The 16,769-nt window shown below is 45.4% G+C and carries 15 protein-coding genes; 4 read left to right on the forward strand and 11 right to left on the reverse strand.

What is annotated here, in order from left to right; all coding sequences use genetic code 11:
- Positions 1-316: 316 nt before the first annotated feature.
- From AB4111_RS28785 to AB4111_RS28805, 5 genes are all read right to left on the reverse strand, one after another.
- Entirely contained in the window at positions 317-1,372 is a 1,056-nt protein-coding gene (locus AB4111_RS28785) for a hypothetical protein (protein ID WP_442034634.1), read from the reverse strand.
- A 48-nt stretch (positions 1,373-1,420) separates the two neighbouring features.
- Positions 1,421-2,914: a class I adenylate-forming enzyme family protein gene (locus tag AB4111_RS28790; RefSeq protein ID WP_442034636.1), complete on the reverse strand. Its 1,494-nt coding sequence runs from the start codon at positions 2,912-2,914 to the stop codon at positions 1,421-1,423.
- Positions 2,911-3,150 carry an acyl carrier protein gene (locus tag AB4111_RS28795; protein ID WP_442034638.1) on the reverse strand — a complete coding sequence of 80 codons (240 nt, stop codon included), beginning with the start codon at positions 3,148-3,150 and terminating at the stop codon, positions 2,911-2,913. The genes AB4111_RS28790 and AB4111_RS28795 overlap by 4 nt, the downstream gene beginning before the upstream one ends.
- A gap of 806 nt (positions 3,151-3,956) precedes the next feature.
- The gene (gene rlmD / locus AB4111_RS28800) at positions 3,957-5,735 is read right to left on the reverse strand and encodes a 23S rRNA (uracil(1939)-C(5))-methyltransferase RlmD (RefSeq protein WP_442034640.1); all 1,779 of its coding nucleotides are present in this window, start codon (positions 5,733-5,735) and stop codon (positions 3,957-3,959) included.
- Between the two features lie 493 nt (positions 5,736-6,228).
- A complete protein-coding gene (locus AB4111_RS28805; RefSeq protein WP_074093499.1) occupies positions 6,229-7,110 on the reverse strand; it encodes a diacylglycerol kinase in 882 nt (293 codons plus the stop codon).
- Positions 7,111-7,634: 524 nt separating this feature from the next.
- Between AB4111_RS28805 and AB4111_RS28810 the strand changes: the two genes are divergently transcribed.
- Positions 7,635-8,351, forward strand: a complete 717-nt coding sequence (locus AB4111_RS28810) for an NPP1 family protein (RefSeq protein ID WP_442034642.1) — start codon at positions 7,635-7,637, stop codon at positions 8,349-8,351.
- Positions 8,352-8,535: 184 nt separating this feature from the next.
- On the opposite strand, the gene AB4111_RS28815 is transcribed toward AB4111_RS28810, so the two are convergent.
- Positions 8,536-8,952, reverse strand: a complete 417-nt coding sequence (locus AB4111_RS28815; RefSeq protein WP_442034644.1) for a DUF4395 domain-containing protein — start codon at positions 8,950-8,952, stop codon at positions 8,536-8,538.
- Positions 8,953-9,028: 76 nt separating this feature from the next.
- The gene (locus AB4111_RS28820; protein ID WP_442034646.1) at positions 9,029-9,955 is read right to left on the reverse strand and encodes a ketopantoate reductase family protein; all 927 of its coding nucleotides are present in this window, start codon (positions 9,953-9,955) and stop codon (positions 9,029-9,031) included.
- A gap of 168 nt (positions 9,956-10,123) precedes the next feature.
- Between AB4111_RS28820 and AB4111_RS28825 the strand changes: the two genes are divergently transcribed.
- Positions 10,124-10,693 carry a TetR/AcrR family transcriptional regulator gene (locus AB4111_RS28825; RefSeq protein WP_442034648.1) on the forward strand — a complete coding sequence of 190 codons (570 nt, stop codon included), beginning with the start codon at positions 10,124-10,126 and terminating at the stop codon, positions 10,691-10,693.
- Positions 10,694-10,850: 157 nt separating this feature from the next.
- Here the strand turns inward: AB4111_RS28825 and AB4111_RS28830 are convergent, their stop codons facing one another.
- Positions 10,851-11,636 (reverse strand): sirohydrochlorin chelatase, encoded by a 786-nt coding sequence (locus AB4111_RS28830; RefSeq protein WP_442034650.1) that lies wholly within the window; start codon positions 11,634-11,636, stop codon positions 10,851-10,853.
- A 1-nt stretch (position 11,637) separates the two neighbouring features.
- Complete coding sequence (locus AB4111_RS28835) at positions 11,638-11,928, reverse strand: YerC/YecD family TrpR-related protein (RefSeq protein WP_017690665.1); 291 nt, start codon at positions 11,926-11,928, stop codon at positions 11,638-11,640.
- A gap of 453 nt (positions 11,929-12,381) precedes the next feature.
- Between AB4111_RS28835 and AB4111_RS28840 the strand changes: the two genes are divergently transcribed.
- The gene (locus tag AB4111_RS28840; protein ID WP_442034652.1) at positions 12,382-13,017 is read left to right on the forward strand and encodes a tyrosine protein kinase; all 636 of its coding nucleotides are present in this window, start codon (positions 12,382-12,384) and stop codon (positions 13,015-13,017) included.
- A gap of 133 nt (positions 13,018-13,150) precedes the next feature.
- Positions 13,151-14,248 (forward strand): DNA alkylation repair protein, encoded by a 1,098-nt coding sequence (locus AB4111_RS28845; RefSeq protein ID WP_442034654.1) that lies wholly within the window; start codon positions 13,151-13,153, stop codon positions 14,246-14,248.
- Positions 14,249-14,463: 215 nt separating this feature from the next.
- Here AB4111_RS28845 and corA read toward each other — a convergent pair whose 3' ends face one another.
- Positions 14,464-15,423 carry a magnesium/cobalt transporter CorA gene (gene corA / locus AB4111_RS28850; protein WP_253430100.1) on the reverse strand — a complete coding sequence of 320 codons (960 nt, stop codon included), beginning with the start codon at positions 15,421-15,423 and terminating at the stop codon, positions 14,464-14,466.
- A gap of 349 nt (positions 15,424-15,772) precedes the next feature.
- Positions 15,773-16,762, reverse strand: coding sequence for an inorganic phosphate transporter (locus AB4111_RS28855; protein WP_062836232.1), 990 nt, complete (start codon positions 16,760-16,762; stop codon positions 15,773-15,775).
- Positions 16,763-16,769: the final 7 nt, after the last annotated feature.

The following is a 16,769-nucleotide window of genomic DNA, read 5'->3' on the forward strand; positions in this document are numbered from 1 at the left end:
TGCATGAATCACAAGATGTCGGGTCAAATAAAAGGAGAGATTCTTGAGGTGAGCTGATTCGCTGTGGTTGTGCCGGAAAAAAGCGCTCGAAGCAGTGCGGATCGTTGAAAGACAAGAAGGCGATAGGCTGTCAGCAAACGGAATTTTTAAGACAAGAGCAACGGTTTGGCTTACTCCCTACGCTGTATCGCAACGATTATAATCCCGGCATCACTCCCTCCATAAATATGCCCGGATCACCACGGGCTTCGGGCTAAGGCTTCTATTCGGGTGCAAGAAGAGATATCCACAACTGAGATCATCTGCTCCCTCAACATTACTGAATGTCTACCTTCTTCAGCCATCGTTCAAGGAATATGGATTCTTCATTTTCTATATTCGTAATCAGCGTTTGTAAGCTTTCGGAAATACTCGTATCCTTTGTCAAATTATATTTAATCGCTAGATTCACAAGTATCTTTGCTTTAAGTTCTATGGCTGTGAATTCATCTATATGCTCTTGATTTAATTCAATTAAATGCCGATTATCGTACAAGTACTTGAGTCTTAGCGTCATCATCTTCTTATGATCATAAAGTAAATGTAAGGGTCTTATATCAAGCATAGCCTTATGTTCCGATGTCTCTTTCACATAATTATATAGAGTTGTGTATATTTGCATGCCGAAGTCAAGATTATGCCTGTCGCCCCCGTAGTTAAACATCTCCCAATACTCCGGCGTTTTCTTAGTGAAATAATTTCTTATCGAATTCACTAGGGTATCTGCACTGAATTTATCCTGATATTGATCATTGAACGTATACAGATAAACCATTTCTTTTAGATAATCATGATTCGTTGTTAGATGATTCTTGTCGAACGCAAGATTGAAATCATTAAATGATATCTCAGCCTGACTATACACCCCGTTCTTAAAAAAATCGGAAACATACAATATCTCTCTATCCAGATCATAGCCGTAGACAAATATGTCATGATGCAATTGAAGTTTATTGTAGCGATCGCTTAAGGGCACGTAGAAATAATTGATCATGGTGTGGACATAGTTATTAGCATTAATATTTTCTACAATAAAATCAATAACAGACTCCCATTTCGTTGTTACCGTATCTCTATGTATCTTTTGAGTAGTGATCCATTTGCACGCATCCGAAGGCCGCAGCTCATAAGTCAGAGGGAAATAAAAATCTCCCCAATGATGTTTATAATCTTTGTTAATAAATAATTGAATATAATTGCTATATATCCATGGGTGTGCGCACTCGTAATGGGTAAGTATGGACAAGAGATGAGCATGTTGTGTATAGGTTGTAATCATCGGATAACTGACCGGCAATATTTTTCTGCCCAATGTTTGAGTTGAATTCTTCAACCTTCGTTCACCCCTGGTTATTTGGTTAAATGGCTTAAGGATTCCGAATCAGTATATCTCATTTAGCAATAAGCGCTTCGTACTTGCCCTGTCCAGTTTTCCTGTCTTTGTTTTTGGAATGTTATCTATAATCCTCCATTGTCTAGGCACTTTATACGATGACAAATGCAATTTGCAATGTCGTGTTAGTGCATCCATATCAACCAGGCAATTATTAAAGACTTTCAGAAATGCGATGGGTACTTCGCCTAACAGATCATCGTGTACACCAATAACCATGACCTCCTCCACTTCTTTCAAGCCGTACAAAAATTCCTCGATTTCTTCCGGATAGATATTGATACCGCCGGATATAATGATATTCTTCTTTCGGCCTGTGAGTATAAGACACCCTGATTCATTCCAATATCCCAAATCTCCTGTCTTTAACCAACCATCAACAATGGTAGCGTTCGTTAACTCCTGGTTTTTGTAATAACCGAGCATCACATTCGGGCCCTTGACCCAAATTTCTCCGATCGCTGCTCCTTCAACCTCATTCTCTTCTTCGTCAACAAGACGAATAGAAACGTCATTGATGGGTGATCCACAGGATAAGCTGCGCTCTCCCCGTTCCATCATGCTCACCCGCGGAGAAGCTTCGGTCAGTCCATAGGTTTGAATAATGTCCGAGTGAGGAAATACAGTCTGAAGATGGTCTACTAATTTCGCGGGAATCGCCGCACCGCTAATTACAATAAATTCAATTGAATCAAAGGCACTCCAGTTCTTTGTCTGATGGAAATCGGAAACAAAGTGCATCAATTGCGTAGGCACCGCTGAGAATGCCGTGACCGCCTTATTCTGAAACAGTTTAAACGCTGTGCGCGGCAGCAAAGGCAAGCTGATAAGTTTAATTCGGGTTCCATATAACATGCAAGAAATCAATTGCGTGACAATCGTAGAACTGAAATGAACGGGCATCGTTACAAGAAACGAATCTTGATCCGTATACCCCACCTTTCCGCCATGTGCCAACGCATTCGTTAATACATTCCAATGGGATAACATAACGATTTTAGATTTTCCGGTTGTGCCTGATGTAGGAAGGAGAATCGCACATTGATTGGGATCGGACTGATTGGTTAACGAGATCGATTCGAACGCAGGCATTGGTTCTTGCGATATATCCTGAGCGGTAACCCAAGGAATGTCGCAATTTAAATGCGCAGGCTGTGCAGATTTGCTGATAACCAATTTGGCGTCACTGGCATTTAAAATATTTTCAATTTCAGTATTGGATGCCGAATAAGGAACCGGTACTAACACAAAACCGCAGAATTGAATGCCAAGCGCCGCAAAAATGAACAAGGGCTCATTATTTGTGTATAATGCAAGATGACTTCCGGACTCAAGCTCAAAATTCTTATGGATGTATAAAGCAATCAAATATGCTTCTGTCATCACCTCTGCGTAAGTCCATTGCTGCTTTAGATCTTCAAGAATAATATGATCTTGGCGATCAGAGGCCTCCAGAAATAGACGCTGAATGATAGTCATCATAGCGTTTTCTCAGTCAAATAATTAAGGATTAATCCAGCCGTGGAGAACTTCTCAAATAACAGATCTTCATCAGGGATCGAGATGTTAAACTTCGATTCCACTAAAACAATAAGCTTGATGAACCCTACTGAATCGATCCCTTGGTCCAACAAACGGGTATCGTGGTCTTCCGGATACTCGATGTCCAGCTCAGCAAAAATTTCATCTTTCAAGATCAATTCTATTGATTTAGACATCATATTCCCCCGTTAGATAATCTTTAGAAAGGCTGATTAAAGAGGATAGTATACGTGATGAGCAAGTGAAAGTGATTGTGAAGAAGAATAAGTCCATAACGATGGACAAGGTGAATTTGCACTGAAAGAGTTGTTTGCATAGTTGTATGCAGAGATTCTGCAATTCATGCTGGAGGCGGAGTATGACACGATGCAGGACATAAAAAGCTTGACGCGAAGAGTACAACGACGGAAATACTTGAGGGTTCCTTCGTCAACATCGCAAAGCCTAAAGAAAAAAAGCATTTTCCCAAGCAATGAAGCGTTGCTGAAAATGCTCTACAAAACTACGATGAATGTCACTCGTAAATGGACAGTGCGTGTACAAAACCGGGAATAAGTACACCATCAAATCTCCATTTTCTTCCTCGGCGGAATTGAACTATATTGCGTAAAGTTTTGCTTGGGAGCGTTTACACTAGTAGGATTTACAGCACCAAGCGCCTGATATATTAAATATAATTACATATATGCCAATTGTCAACAGTTTCGAAAAGCCCGTTGATGCCCTCTGGAATTCCATTGTCATCTGGCTGTTCCTAGTATTACAGGTACAAAAAAAGACACGGAAGAACAACTCCGTGCCTATATAAAGCAATTATCCCGCTTCACCGAACTTCAAATTGAAGGTCAACAAGTCTTTAAGCAGGCACATAAAGACTTATATAAAAAATTGAAGTTATTAAAGACGGTTCAATCAAAGCCATAGATTACATATTTCCCGTCCTCAATCCATAAGGAAGTTGGAACAACGAGAGGCGTAGGAATTAGTCCTGCCCCTTCCATTTGAGCATCGCCACCGACTCCACATGCACCGTATGCGGGAACATATCCACCGGCGTTACCTCAACCGTGCGATACCCACCATCCTCAAGCACACGAAGATCCCGTGCCAACGTGCTCGGATTACAACTCACATACACCACACGTTCCGGCTTCATTTCCAGAATCGTTTCCAGCAAACGTGGATCGCAGCCCTTCCGCGGTGGATCTACAACGATCACGTCTGCTTCGATGCCTTGTTCTTTCCAGCGTGGAATAACGTCCTCGGATGCGCCAACTTCAAACTTCACGTTACGCATCTCGTTCAAGAGCGCATTGCTGCGAGCATCCTCAATCGCTTCGGGCACGATCTCCACACCATACACCTGATCCGCATGTTGCGCCAGGAAAAGAGAAATTGTACCGATGCCGCAATAGGCATCAATTACGGTTTCTTTGCCGGTCAGCCCGGCGTACTCTACCGTTTTCCCGTACAGTACTTCCGTCTGCACAGGATTCACCTGGTAGAACGAACGCGGAGAGATCGCAAACTGCACATCGCCAATAAAGTCATAGATTACATCACGTCCCCAGAGAACGCGGGTCTCATCGCCAAAGATAACGTTGGTCTGTTTCTTGTTCACGTTCTGGCAGATGCTCGCCACATGCGGAATGGCTTCACGGATACTGCCAATCCATTCGTCTTTGTACGGAATGTCTCGACCATTCGTAACCAGAACAAGCATCATTTCGCCTGTACGGAACGCCTTCTTCACGACCACATGGCGCAGCAGGCCGCGACCTGTCTCTTCGTTATATGCACTGATTCCAAAATGACTGCCGATCTCTTTCACCTTCGCAACCACTTCGTCATTGTGCTCATGCTGAATGAGACAGCTCTCCATATCGATGATCCGATGGCTTCCTTTGGCGTAAAATCCACCTACCAAGCCACCCTCGGCTGCTCCAATCGGCACCTGTGCCTTGTTGCGATAGCGCCATGGCTCGTCCATGCCCATCGTAGGCAGTACGCGAATGCCCTGCTCCGTATCTTCTTCGTTCATGACACCTTCGAGACGAAGGCGAATGCGATTGCTGCCGATCATTTGCACTTCAGAAGTAGCCAGTTCAGTTGTCTGATTCGCCTCACCAACTGAAGCGTCATCCTGCACACGCTGTTCGGCTCCCTCTTTATCATCCTGCACATTGGATGCCAACGTCTCTGCATCCTCCACCATCACGTTCAACTTGCCAATCCGCTGCAAATTATCGACTACCAACTGGCGTTTCCACGCAAGCTGTCCGGCATAGCTCATATGCTGGATCTGGCAGCCTCCGCACTGATCATAGATCGGGCAAGGCGCGGATACACGATCCGGGCTGGCCTTCACGATCTCCAGCAGTTTGGCGTAGCCATACTGCTTCTTGGTCTTCATCACGCGTACACGCACAGTTTCACCCGGAAGCGCACCCTGTACGAAGAGCGTGTATCCATTCGCGCGACCTACGCCCTCACCGTCATGGTTCATCCCAATGATGTCGATGACAGTCTCTTCATTTTTGCTAACGGGCAGCCCTTCGATTGGTGCAGATTCACGCGTTCTCCCCTTTGGACGAACGGCAGAAAGAGATGCGCCTTGTGGTCGCACCTCTTTTCCTTGCTGACGTGATGATGGACGAGATGATTGACTTGGCTGACGGGACGCTGAAGCGTTCCCTTGCCCCTGAGAGGCAGCCGAATTCCGGCGGTTTTTTCCACGACCGCTGCGGTTCGTATTAGACAACGTACATTCACTTCTTTCTTCTTATATAGTACTCTGCCTATGCAGGCGAGGGAGAAATCTTATTTTTCATTTTGTTCCTGATTCTAACGAATCTGGCACACCTTATTCACATCAAAAATAACGTTCCGAATTTCTAATGAACTTCAGAAACGTTATATCAACCTCGGATGGTGTTTTACGACCTTATTAGATCATTTTCTCCAAAATAACGACGTTGAGATTCGTTAGATTCGCAACTTCGGTGAATTCGCCACATTAAGGCTTCCTAAGTTCGTTAAGCTCAACGCACGGTGACCACATGAGATTATACGCGATCCCACCCTACACGGCAACTGGAAAATCCACTTCCATCTTGCCTTACCACAGAGTTGAATCCAACTCTCCTCAACAGTTATGAGATAATGTGCAACCACTGCTGCTGCAGCATTGCTTTTCTGAGGCGATCAACATTGCTTTTCGTAAGCGACCCATATTGCCCCCAGCACCCACATTCTTAACGATACAATTGCAGATGATGCTTAAGGTTCGTAAATGTAGCTGGCAGCGTGCCGCCCAACTCTCCATCTAGGTTCAGTTGCACATAACCCGGCGAGGTAACTTCCATATGACTCGTCTGGAAATGAACCACTTTCTTGTCGTTCAGATGCTCCCCACGCAGCGCGAGCGTGACGAGTCGGATCATGTCAGCCAGATTACATTTGCGGACACCGATCACATCGAACAGACCATCATCAATGGTTGCACCCGGAGCCAACTTCTCGAAGCCCCCGACCGAATTGGTATTGGCGATGAGGAATAACATGAACTCATCATGAATCTCTTCCTGACCGTCGGCGCGAATAATCAGTTCCTGAGGAGACAGGCTCGCCATTTTCTCAATACCCTTCATATAATAGGCCAGTTGCCCAATCATCGTTTTCAGACGACTCGGTACTTCATAGGTCAGTTCAGTTAATGATCCGCCACCGGCGATATTGATAAAATATTTATCATTCGCTTTGCCCAGATCAAGCGGACGAAGCTGCTGGTTAATGACCAGATCCACGTAATCTTCCCACTGTCTCGGAATGCCCAGTGCACGCGCAAAATCATTTGTCGTTCCCAAAGGAAACACACCCAGCGGAGGACGGTTCTCCCGCTCGGCCATACCGTTAATCACTTCGTACAACGTGCCATCTCCACCAGCAGCAATAATCATGTCATAGCCGCGTTCAATCGCGAGTTCAGCTTCGCGGGTTGCATCACCTTCGCCCGTTGTTGCATGACATGAAGCTTCAATACCACCTTGATCCAAACGCTGCAAAATATCAGCCAGACGTTTCTTCATTTCTTCCCGGCCTGAGGTCGGATTATATATTAAGCGAGCTTTTTTCATCTCATACGCCACCTATTCCACATTATCCATGAGTCTGAACGACCTCATAATCTTACCTTGCACCCGTCCACAACAGGACATATTTTTTACACAATGATGAACTTCCGTTCATTCTGCTCTAATCTTTCGTCTTACCTATATCTATGCATCAGGAATTCCGTCTCATTCCAAAGCCTTTAACTCCTATCATATCATCAAATGTAAAGATGTCCTAGCCTGTAATCTATAAGTATATTTTTTCATATATGTACCCACTAATCCATCTATAACCCAATAAACATCATGCACCAGTCCTGAATCTTTCCCACTACCTTTTATGTAAAATAGTCTCATTATTCAACCATTCTGCCCGCTTGGGCAGGAATTAGTCTTCGGTTTCGGTACCTTCATCTGATTTTGACATGGATATGCTACAAATTTACAAATCTTAAGATGAAAAGATAAATAATATAAACCTTTTTCCAATATAGTCTTAGTGCACCCTCAACTTAACACCACATCATACCCTTAAAGGAGAATTATGAATGAAAAAAATCGTGTTAATGCTTCTGGTTTTTCTTATGGCATGTATTCCTTGGGTCACCGTTGTTGAAGCAGCAGAAATTAACCATGATCAGGTTATCGGATTTCAGGAAATCTCACCAGTCACCGTAATGCAACAAGCAGCCAAGCGTTTTCAGCCTTTTCTGAAAGTCTATCATGGTTGTGTACCTTTCCCCGCAGTGGATCAACAGGGCAATACCAGTGCTGGCTTGAATACGTCCGGCTCATCGAATGGAAACTGTAGCTCAAGTACAGGGCAGATCTACTCCCGCTCCGCCTGGCACAATGGGGTGTGGGCCATCATGTATTCGTGGTATTTTCCCAAAGACTCCCCTTCCTCCGGACTCGGCCATCGTCATGATTGGGAAGGTATCGTCGTGTGGGTAGATAATCCGGCAGTAGCCAATCCCCAGATCCTCTCCATCGCCTATTCCGGTCACGGACAGTTCACCAACATCACACCAAGCAATACCAATACACAAGGTAACCGTCCGTTGATTTCCTATAATAGTACCTGGCCGCTAAACCATGAGCTTGGCGTTACCAACACTGTTGGGGGAACACAACCTTTAATCGGATGGGACGACCTGACTTCTGCGGCACGAAATGCGCTCAATACTACGGACTTTGGCAGCGCCAACGTACCTTTTAACGATAATAATTTCACGAACAATCTGAACAAGGCTTGGTTTAGGTAAAAAAAAATCCCCTTCAAGTGAACAGTTCACTTGAGGGGGATTTCATGATGAAGTGATCGTGAACCGATAGCTATAGATTTTTCAGTTAAACACTTACCGTTAGAAAGCTCCTCGGAACATCGCCCGTCGAAATCCTTACTCTAAGATCAGGTTGTTTTATTATCGTATCACGCTTCAGCCAACCTCAAAATCCGATTTTTCTGCCTGCGCGCAGCTGTTTGTACCAGAAATATACGGTGCAGCCCACACAATAGCCCACCAGGGCGGCACTTGCAGCTGCAAGAAGCATCACAGCGAATAGATAACCTGCGACCGTCCAACCGAGTGAGAACGAAATGAGTGCCAGAGACAGGAAGAGCACGGCCAGAATATTGTTGAATCGCTGCAGCTCCACCGCCTGCATTTCTGTCCCTTTACCATTCAACACAACTTTCCCAATTTGCACAAACAGATTAAGCTTTCCACCGGAAGCCAGACCAACCACCTGAATACTCCACAGCACGCCCAGAACTACAAGTGGATTGAACACAAACGAAAGTAGAACAAACAATACAATACCGACCTGATTCGCTTTCACATAGCGCATGGGCACTTCTCGCATCAGAATATCACCTTATCCCCATTTTATTAGTTGGTTTTATTGTAGTCGGTATTGGGTTAATGAGCAAGAGTACACTTTATTTAAGGGGAGTAAAATCTCTTTTTAGCACGTCCCAATGGGGTGTCGGGATGCCTGTTGTCTTTTTCCAATCGGTAAATGCCTGATTTAACAGCTCGATCTCTCCAAAAGAACCCGCGACCAGCTTATGAACCGGAAGCATACTATAGATCTTCAACAGAAGGTACAACGTCCGTTGATGCTTACGAATCATTTTAGCCTGAATCTCCGGTATAATCGTTATGCCCATCGCCTCAAGCACGCTGAAGCCCTCATCCATCGCCCTAATCATATGTTGAATTTGCTTTCTGTTCCCGTCCAACTTGATCAACTCACGCTTCTCATTAAAGCTCACTGCATTCAGCATCAGAATGGGCACAATATGGCTTTTCAGCCAGGCATCAATATCGCTCAGATCATTCAACTTGTATTTCACATGTTGGAAAGCTTGATCCAGCAAAGGTTTAAAGTTGATATCACCGTCCAGACTGCCAATCACCATTTGTCCGTTCCCTCCACCAATCGATAACATGCGGTCCTTTTCCCTCTTACCTCCACTCACCTGGAATCCAAACGCGACCTGTTTTGCCACCTTGCTGTTTGCCTCCAAAAAGTTCTGCATGCTTCGTGCATCTGCGTTGTTTCCCACAATCACGATATTGCTGCTCTGATTGTCTGCAAGAATAGGTAACACAGAAGGAAAATCGTTATATTTCATCACAACAAAAATAAGATCATATTGGTCATCCACTTCCAACGTTCTGGTTACCCGAACCGGATCAACTGTCGTTTTGAATTGAAACATATGCCGGATGACGACTCCATCCTTCTCCAACTCCTCTGCTCGCTTCCCTCTAGCCAGAACAGTGACATCATTGCCACCGCGCACCAGTACGTGCGCCAGTTGACTCCCCAGAACCCCCGCACCATACACTAATATTTTCATTGGTTATCCCTCAATTTCATATTTTATAAATAATCGTTGTTTTATCAACATTTGTTGATAAAATAAGAGTAACAAAGCACCTACTGTGCTTCAATCGTTAAAATATCCGCATTTGTTGAATAATCAACGAATGATTCCTTATTGTTGAAAACCATCATAGGAGGGGCCATGGACAGACGAGTACTCAAGACACGAAAGGCGATAATCGAAGCTTTTGTCGGGTTATTGGAGGAACAGGAGTTTGAGCAAATTACGATAAACGATATTGCTGATCGGGCGAATGTAAACCGAGGAACCATCTATTTGCATTACGCTGATAAGTTCGACCTGTTGGATCAATGCATTGAGACTTATTTGCAGCACTTGTTGGAGGCCTGTATGATCGAAAGCCCTACTCCAACATCCGTTACGGCCAAGGATGCACTTCTTCGGACCTTCCGATATCTGGAACAGCATGCCACGACCTATACCACACTTCTAACTAAAAAAGGTATTCCAGCGTTCCGTAGTAAGTTGATGACATTGTTGATCCAAGGAGTACAGGAGCAGATGGATGCTTGTGGCATTCAGGAAGGTATGAAGAAAGAGGTTACCATACAATTTCTTGCTTCCGCTGCAGTCGGTCTCCTGGAGTGGTGGATTATGAATTCCATGCCTTATCCGGCCGAGGAGATTGTTGACCAATTAATAGATCTACTGGAACTACATCTCAGTTTGCACGCTCCCATAAGCGGGTAAACTGTTCCTCGTTCGAGTGTTTGAGTGATCAACAACAAACAAAAAACCACGTCCTTGGACGTGGTTATTTTGTGTTTATGAGCTATGGAATTCAAATCAACTGTTGACGACATTACTGCGAGCGATGCAATTATGCACCTATGTTAAAGCGATCACTTCAAAAAGAAACTTTAACCTCATTACATCTATCCAACAAAATCTGAATCTGGCGCTCCAGCCACTGCCCAAGCAATGGATGTGGCAGCAGCGTCTCACCACTATACTTATAATTCAGTTCCTTCAGCCGGTCCGGGATTACGTTCCTCGTGAAATAACCGGCACTCAAAAACAGCGGCGCCACAATGACTCGTTTCCCCCGCTCTTCGCTCCAGTACTTCACTTTGTCGTACACACTCTCCGGATTCAGCAACGCATAATCCGTATGGGCTACACCACTAACTTCCTGCACAAGCTCTGCAAGGGAAGAAATTCCGGCTTCCCAACGCTCGCGAAAACCATCATGAATACTCCCATGTCCAACAAGCAGAATCGTTTCCTCCTCCGGTTGCTGCGACAGTAATCGGACTTTGTCCCACACCATCACGGCAATATCCGGATCGTTATCCACTGGATAACCGAAGTGAACCCGCGCCTTCACATGGAACGGCTCCAGATCCGTTTCGCGATCAGGTGTTTCCTTCGCACCGATAGCATATTCAATTTCATCCACATGTGTACTCCCGGACGAAACGAACAGAGGTACGACCAGAATATCGGTTACGCCTTGTGCTTCCAGTCGGTCGATACCGTCCTGAATCAGGCGTCCTTCCACTAGTTCAAGAAAACCGGCTTCAACGGGTAATGGAATAGGCAGATTCAACCGGGAGATCGCGTCATCGACAGATTCCACCCAGGTCTGCTCCTGAGAACCGTGACTGATGATGAGTACACCCGGCTTCTTCATGTTAGCGTCCCAGGCGTTCCAGCGTCATTTTATAACCATCATTGCCGTAATTCAGGCAGCGTTTCACACGTGAAATTGTAGCTGTACTTGCACCTGTCTCTGCTTCGATCTGGTTATACGTATTGCCTTTACCCAACATACGAGCCACTTCCAGCCGCTGGGACATGGACTGGATCTCGTTTACTGTGCAGAGGTCATCAAAGAAAACATAACACTCTTCAATATCTTTTAACGTCAAAATAGCCTCAAATAGTTGTTCAATGCTTTTATCATTTAGCTTTTTCAGCTGCATTTCATCATCATCCCCTAGCGGTTACTGTGTACCTACATTGTACTCACACTGAGTTGGTATTTCAAGCGTTACCGATTTCACGCACTACAGAATAAAAATACATGTTACCGCTTACAAAAGGTACTATTGTCCTCCACTCGCGCACATCAGACGAAATTACCGCGCTATTTCCCAGTTTTCACCTGTATATATCCGATTACTTATGTAGGATTATAACCCGCTAAAATGTGACAGTTCTGTGTCTAAACTGCATTTTACTCTTCGGGAACCTGCCATCATGCCATGCGCCCAAATCCGCAAATATCCCGTTTTCCGGGATACCCGCCTACGCCGTCTCTCCGCGAATGACATACAGTATAACAAAAGGGAGTTCCACTACCGTATATGATGTACATCTGTCATGAAACATGTGGAACGCAATTCCGAAATCCAATAGAAGGAACGTGATCGTTCATGCCACAGCATTATTATCACCGCCAGCCAGCACAAGGGCAGCGTCCGTCTTCTCATGCACGTCGGCAGGCACATACTTCCGCCTATATGCCACCCGGTGTGGTTCCGCGGTCTCTAAATGAAACTCAGATTCAACCGATGTACCCTGGAGTAGAACCACATTACCCGGGCTTCGGTGAAGTCGAAGCATCTGCAGTCGTACCCTATGGGCAAGGTGTGGCCGGAGGGAACTTATACGGAGGTGCGGCCCAGGTTGTTGCCCCAGCTCCGGTACCGGCGCCTGCTACGGGCAGTTCCGGTTTTTCATTAGCCAACATCGGTGAGTTAAAAGGAATGATCGACCGCTTCGGCGGTATTGATGGAATCATGAGTGGAATAGGCAAAATGCAGAAGGTCGTCGGTGGTATCCAGCAGATGGCTCCGATGATGAAACTCGTTATGGGCATTCTGCCTTTTGGAAAAGGTAAATCGAATAACAGCGCAGCTGATGCAGATTATGAAGAATATACACCGCCCCGGAGACGGAAACGCAAGCGGACGAATAAACAAACGAGTACTCCACGTCGCCGCAACACGACTCCAGTCCGCCGCAAATCCAATTCCACGAAGCGCCGTCCCAAAAGTCGCAAACGTTAAATTCATCCAGGCACCCCCATACAGAAGGTGGGTGCCTTAACACCGTTCATCAACAAATAAATAAATTTCAGGAACTTATGTTCTTATTTCTGTAATTTGAGGTATACTGGATAGTAACTAAAGGAGGCGGACCATGGAACTTTTCAAAGACAAATACACGCCCGCATTAATCGATCGGACCGGCGAACTATTACATCAATTCTACCCGAAGCTGGATACACAGCAATTTCATGAATTGGTTTTCGCTGAGGGCTGGGAGCAGCTTGAATTCAAAGCACGGATTCGCCGAATCACACTGGCGTTGACCGAAGTGCTGCCCGACAATTATGAGGAAGCATTACATATTATCGAACAAGCCGCTCCGAATATGAGAGGTGTTGAATATCTGTTTGTACCGGATTTTATCGAAGTGAACGGACTTGACCCAGAGGATTACGAGTTATCCATGAAGTATCTGGCCCTCTTCACACCCTATTCCAGCTCCGAGTTCGCGGTACGCCCGTTTATTAAACATTATCCAATCCAAACGATGAAACATATGATGGCATGGGCAGATAGCGACAATGAGCATATCCGCAGACTTGCCAGTGAGGGCAGTCGACCACGTTTGCCATGGGGTGCCAAACTACAGAACTTTATCACTGATCCAACACCTGTACTTCCGATTCTGCATGCATTGAAACAGGACGAGTCCCTCTATGTTCGTAAAAGTGTCGCCAATCATCTGAATGACATCTCCAAGGACCACCCCGAACTGGTTCTGGATCTGGTTACGACCTGGTACGGACAACATGCGCACACAGACTGGATTGTCCGGCATGCCAGCAGATCCTTACTGAAGAAAGGACATAGCAAAGCACTAAGTCTTTTTGGTTATAACGAGCAGGATTCCATTCACATTGAGCAGCTTCAGCTTGTCCAAGATACGATTGCCATTGGCGAGGATCTTCATTTTTCGTTTGATGTGGTCAATGAAAGTGGCGAGTCTCAGATGCTGAGAATCGAATATGAGATGGGTTATATGAAAGCAAACGGCAAACAGGCTCCCAAACGATTCAAATGCTCCGATAAAATGTACGCGACAGGCAGAACCAAGGTTGCCACCAAACAGTCATTCAAAATCATTACAACGAGAAAATACTATGCTGGACTACATACGTTAACGATTGTAGTGAATGGTATAGCGGCAGCAACGACTTCGTTTGTCCTTGAAGTGCAGGAACAGGGATAATTCGCAAGTTATACACAACTCATTCCAACGACAACTTATTCACATGTGGATAGAATATTTCTAGTATATCTAAGCAGCATCAGAAAGGCCACCTGGCAAACATCATCTCCCTACAGTTATTTCTGTCCGAGATCATGGCCAGTGGCCTTTTGCATATGTAGTTCAAACTGCAAGTCCCCTAACACACCCTCACCGCTGTCCAAATGTAACACGTTCTACTTAAACCATCCACGCTTTACAAACCAGGCCACCATACTTCCGCCAAGCACAAACATCAATAGCAGTACCGCCCCATACCCAAACTTCCATTGAAGCTCAGGCATATAGGCAAAGTTCATGCCATAAATACCCGCGATCAGCGTAAGCGGCATAAATACAGTCGTAATCACTGTGAGTGTCTTCATAATCTGATTCATTCGGTTGGAATTCAGGGAAATATAACTATCCCGCAGGTCGGCCGTCATCTCCCGATCGGCTTCGATCATGTCTGTCAGCTTCAATAAATGGTCATAGATATCTGTAAAATAAGCTGTATGTTCGCCTGTTCGCTGCACATGCTGGGAGTTCACCACTCGATAGAGTAGATCCCGCATCGGTACAACCGTTCGTCTGAGCTTCAACAATCGGCTACGCAGGTCAAACACTTGGTTCATCAGGTCTTCAACGGACTCTTGTCCACCCCGGTTCTCCAGTTCAGCCAGTTCATCCTCAATGGCAAATAGAGACGGAAAATAATGATCGACCAGCTTGTCCATCACCGTATAGGCCGCTGCCACTGGACCACGAGCCCAGATCGTACGCTCATGTGCATGGTGCAATAATCGATCCCACGCTTCATCCACTTCCTCCAACACACCATGATGAAAAGACACAAGGAAGTTCGCTCCGAGAAACAAGTCAACCTCCTCGGCTTCCAGTGTGGACGGGTTCAGTGCATGCAGTACAAGAAACTGCAAATGTTCATAATAATCAAGCTTCGGCCGCTGCAACACATGCAGACAGTCCTCAATAGCTAAGGGATGAAAATGAAAATATGTATCCAGCAAACGGCTTTCCTCTTCCGTAGGCTGGTTGAAATCTGCCCATACCCAGGCGTAATCGTTCAGATCTAGCTGTGTAAGCGGTACGTTCACGGAGACTTGATGTTCTCGTGTAATGGCGAGTGTACGAATCATAAATCAGACCACGTCCTTGTCCTGTATCTTTAAGTCATTGTACAACGTTAACCATAGGCTCGTCTCCCACGTGTCCAAAATATCCACAGATGCCTTCAAACTCGACAACAAAAAAAGCCAACCCTGTTGGCTTCTCTCATTTCCCTATCCACAGTTCCCTGTATCCACAGGAATATCTTCTTTTGGTTTATCATTCCACGGATGGCTATCCACATATCCAGCCTGTCCACACGTTCATGCACAGGCGTCTCTTGATTTTGGTTGTATAATTGTCCACATATCCCGATATTCACACAGTTATGAACAGTTTGTCTGGTAACCCCGGATTCGTACGGAATCACTTCTCTTTTTAGAAAATAATCCAGTACAGCAATCCTGCCAGTCCAGCAGTAATTGGAATTGTAATGAACCACGTAATAATGATACGTCCAGCAAGTCCCCATTTCACAGCAGAGAAACGTTTTGCGGAACCCACACCCAGAATAGCTGATGTGATCGCGTGCGTTGTACTAACTGGAAGGTGAAGCAACGTTGCTGTGAAAATAACGGAAGCAGCTGACAGATCGGCGGCAAAACCGTTAATTGGTTCAATTTTAAAGATTTTTGTACCCATTGTTTTGATGATTTTCCAACCACCAATGGATGTACCCAGAGCCATCGCGGTTGCTGCTGAGATTTTAACCCACAGCGGCACTTCCAGATGATCTTGTACACCTGCTGCAACCAAAGCAAACGTAATAATACCCATCGCTTTCTGTGCATCATTCGTACCATGTGTGAAAGCTTGCAGTGCTGCCGTGAAAATCTGTACCGTACGGAAACCTTTATTCACGTTATGCGGACTGCGTTTGGCAAAAATGTATTTGAGAATCGTCATGACCACATAACCGATGGCAAATGCGATTAGAGGTGATAATAGCAAACCTCCGACAATATCAATGAACCCGCTCCACTTCACTTTATCGGAACCTGCGCCAACGAGCACGGCACCAGCAAGGGCTCCAATCAATGCGTGTGATGAAGAAGACGGAATACCAAACCACCATGTAACCAGGTTCCAGATAATCGCAGCGATCAAGGTGACTATGACGACCTCGATCCCGTTATCTAGCGTGGTGGGGTCGGTTACACTCCCCCCAATCGTCTTCGCAACGCCTGTAAACATCATCGCACCGACAAAGTTCATTACCGCTGCCAAAAGGATCGCGCGACGTGGCGTTAGTGCCCGTGTCGATACTGAAGTTGCAATGGCATTGGCCGTGTCGTGAAAACCGTTGATGAAGTCAAACGCCAGTGCAAGGAAGACGACTATACCTAATACCCAAATCGTTGTTTCCATTATTCTC

Source organism: Paenibacillus sp. 2KB_22, assembly GCF_052115745.1.
In the GTDB taxonomy this organism is placed as follows: domain Bacteria; phylum Bacillota; class Bacilli; order Paenibacillales; family Paenibacillaceae; genus Paenibacillus.

What these genes read in the sequence shown, in the direction of transcription:
- AB4111_RS28840 (WP_442034652.1), top strand. Translation starts at nt 12,382, where the DNA reads ATGCCACAGCATTATTATCACCGCCAGCCAGCACAAGGGCAGCGTCCG.
- AB4111_RS28835 (WP_017690665.1), bottom strand. Translation starts at nt 11,928, where the DNA reads ATGCAGCTGAAAAAGCTAAATGATAAAAGCATTGAACAACTATTTGAG.
- AB4111_RS28795 (WP_442034638.1), bottom strand. Translation starts at nt 3,150, where the DNA reads ATGTCTAAATCAATAGAATTGATCTTGAAAGATGAAATTTTTGCTGAG.
- AB4111_RS28815 (WP_442034644.1), bottom strand. Translation starts at nt 8,952, where the DNA reads ATGCGAGAAGTGCCCATGCGCTATGTGAAAGCGAATCAGGTCGGTATT.
- AB4111_RS28805 (WP_074093499.1), bottom strand. Translation starts at nt 7,110, where the DNA reads ATGAAAAAAGCTCGCTTAATATATAATCCGACCTCAGGCCGGGAAGAA.
- AB4111_RS28855 (WP_062836232.1), bottom strand. Translation starts at nt 16,762, where the DNA reads ATGGAAACAACGATTTGGGTATTAGGTATAGTCGTCTTCCTTGCACTG.
- AB4111_RS28790 (WP_442034636.1), bottom strand. Translation starts at nt 2,914, where the DNA reads ATGATGACTATCATTCAGCGTCTATTTCTGGAGGCCTCTGATCGCCAA.
- AB4111_RS28820 (WP_442034646.1), bottom strand. Translation starts at nt 9,955, where the DNA reads ATGAAAATATTAGTGTATGGTGCGGGGGTTCTGGGGAGTCAACTGGCG.
- AB4111_RS28845 (WP_442034654.1), top strand. Translation starts at nt 13,151, where the DNA reads ATGGAACTTTTCAAAGACAAATACACGCCCGCATTAATCGATCGGACC.
- corA (WP_253430100.1), bottom strand. Translation starts at nt 15,423, where the DNA reads ATGATTCGTACACTCGCCATTACACGAGAACATCAAGTCTCCGTGAAC.
- AB4111_RS28830 (WP_442034650.1), bottom strand. Translation starts at nt 11,636, where the DNA reads ATGAAGAAGCCGGGTGTACTCATCATCAGTCACGGTTCTCAGGAGCAG.
- AB4111_RS28825 (WP_442034648.1), top strand. Translation starts at nt 10,124, where the DNA reads ATGGACAGACGAGTACTCAAGACACGAAAGGCGATAATCGAAGCTTTT.
- AB4111_RS28810 (WP_442034642.1), top strand. Translation starts at nt 7,635, where the DNA reads ATGAAAAAAATCGTGTTAATGCTTCTGGTTTTTCTTATGGCATGTATT.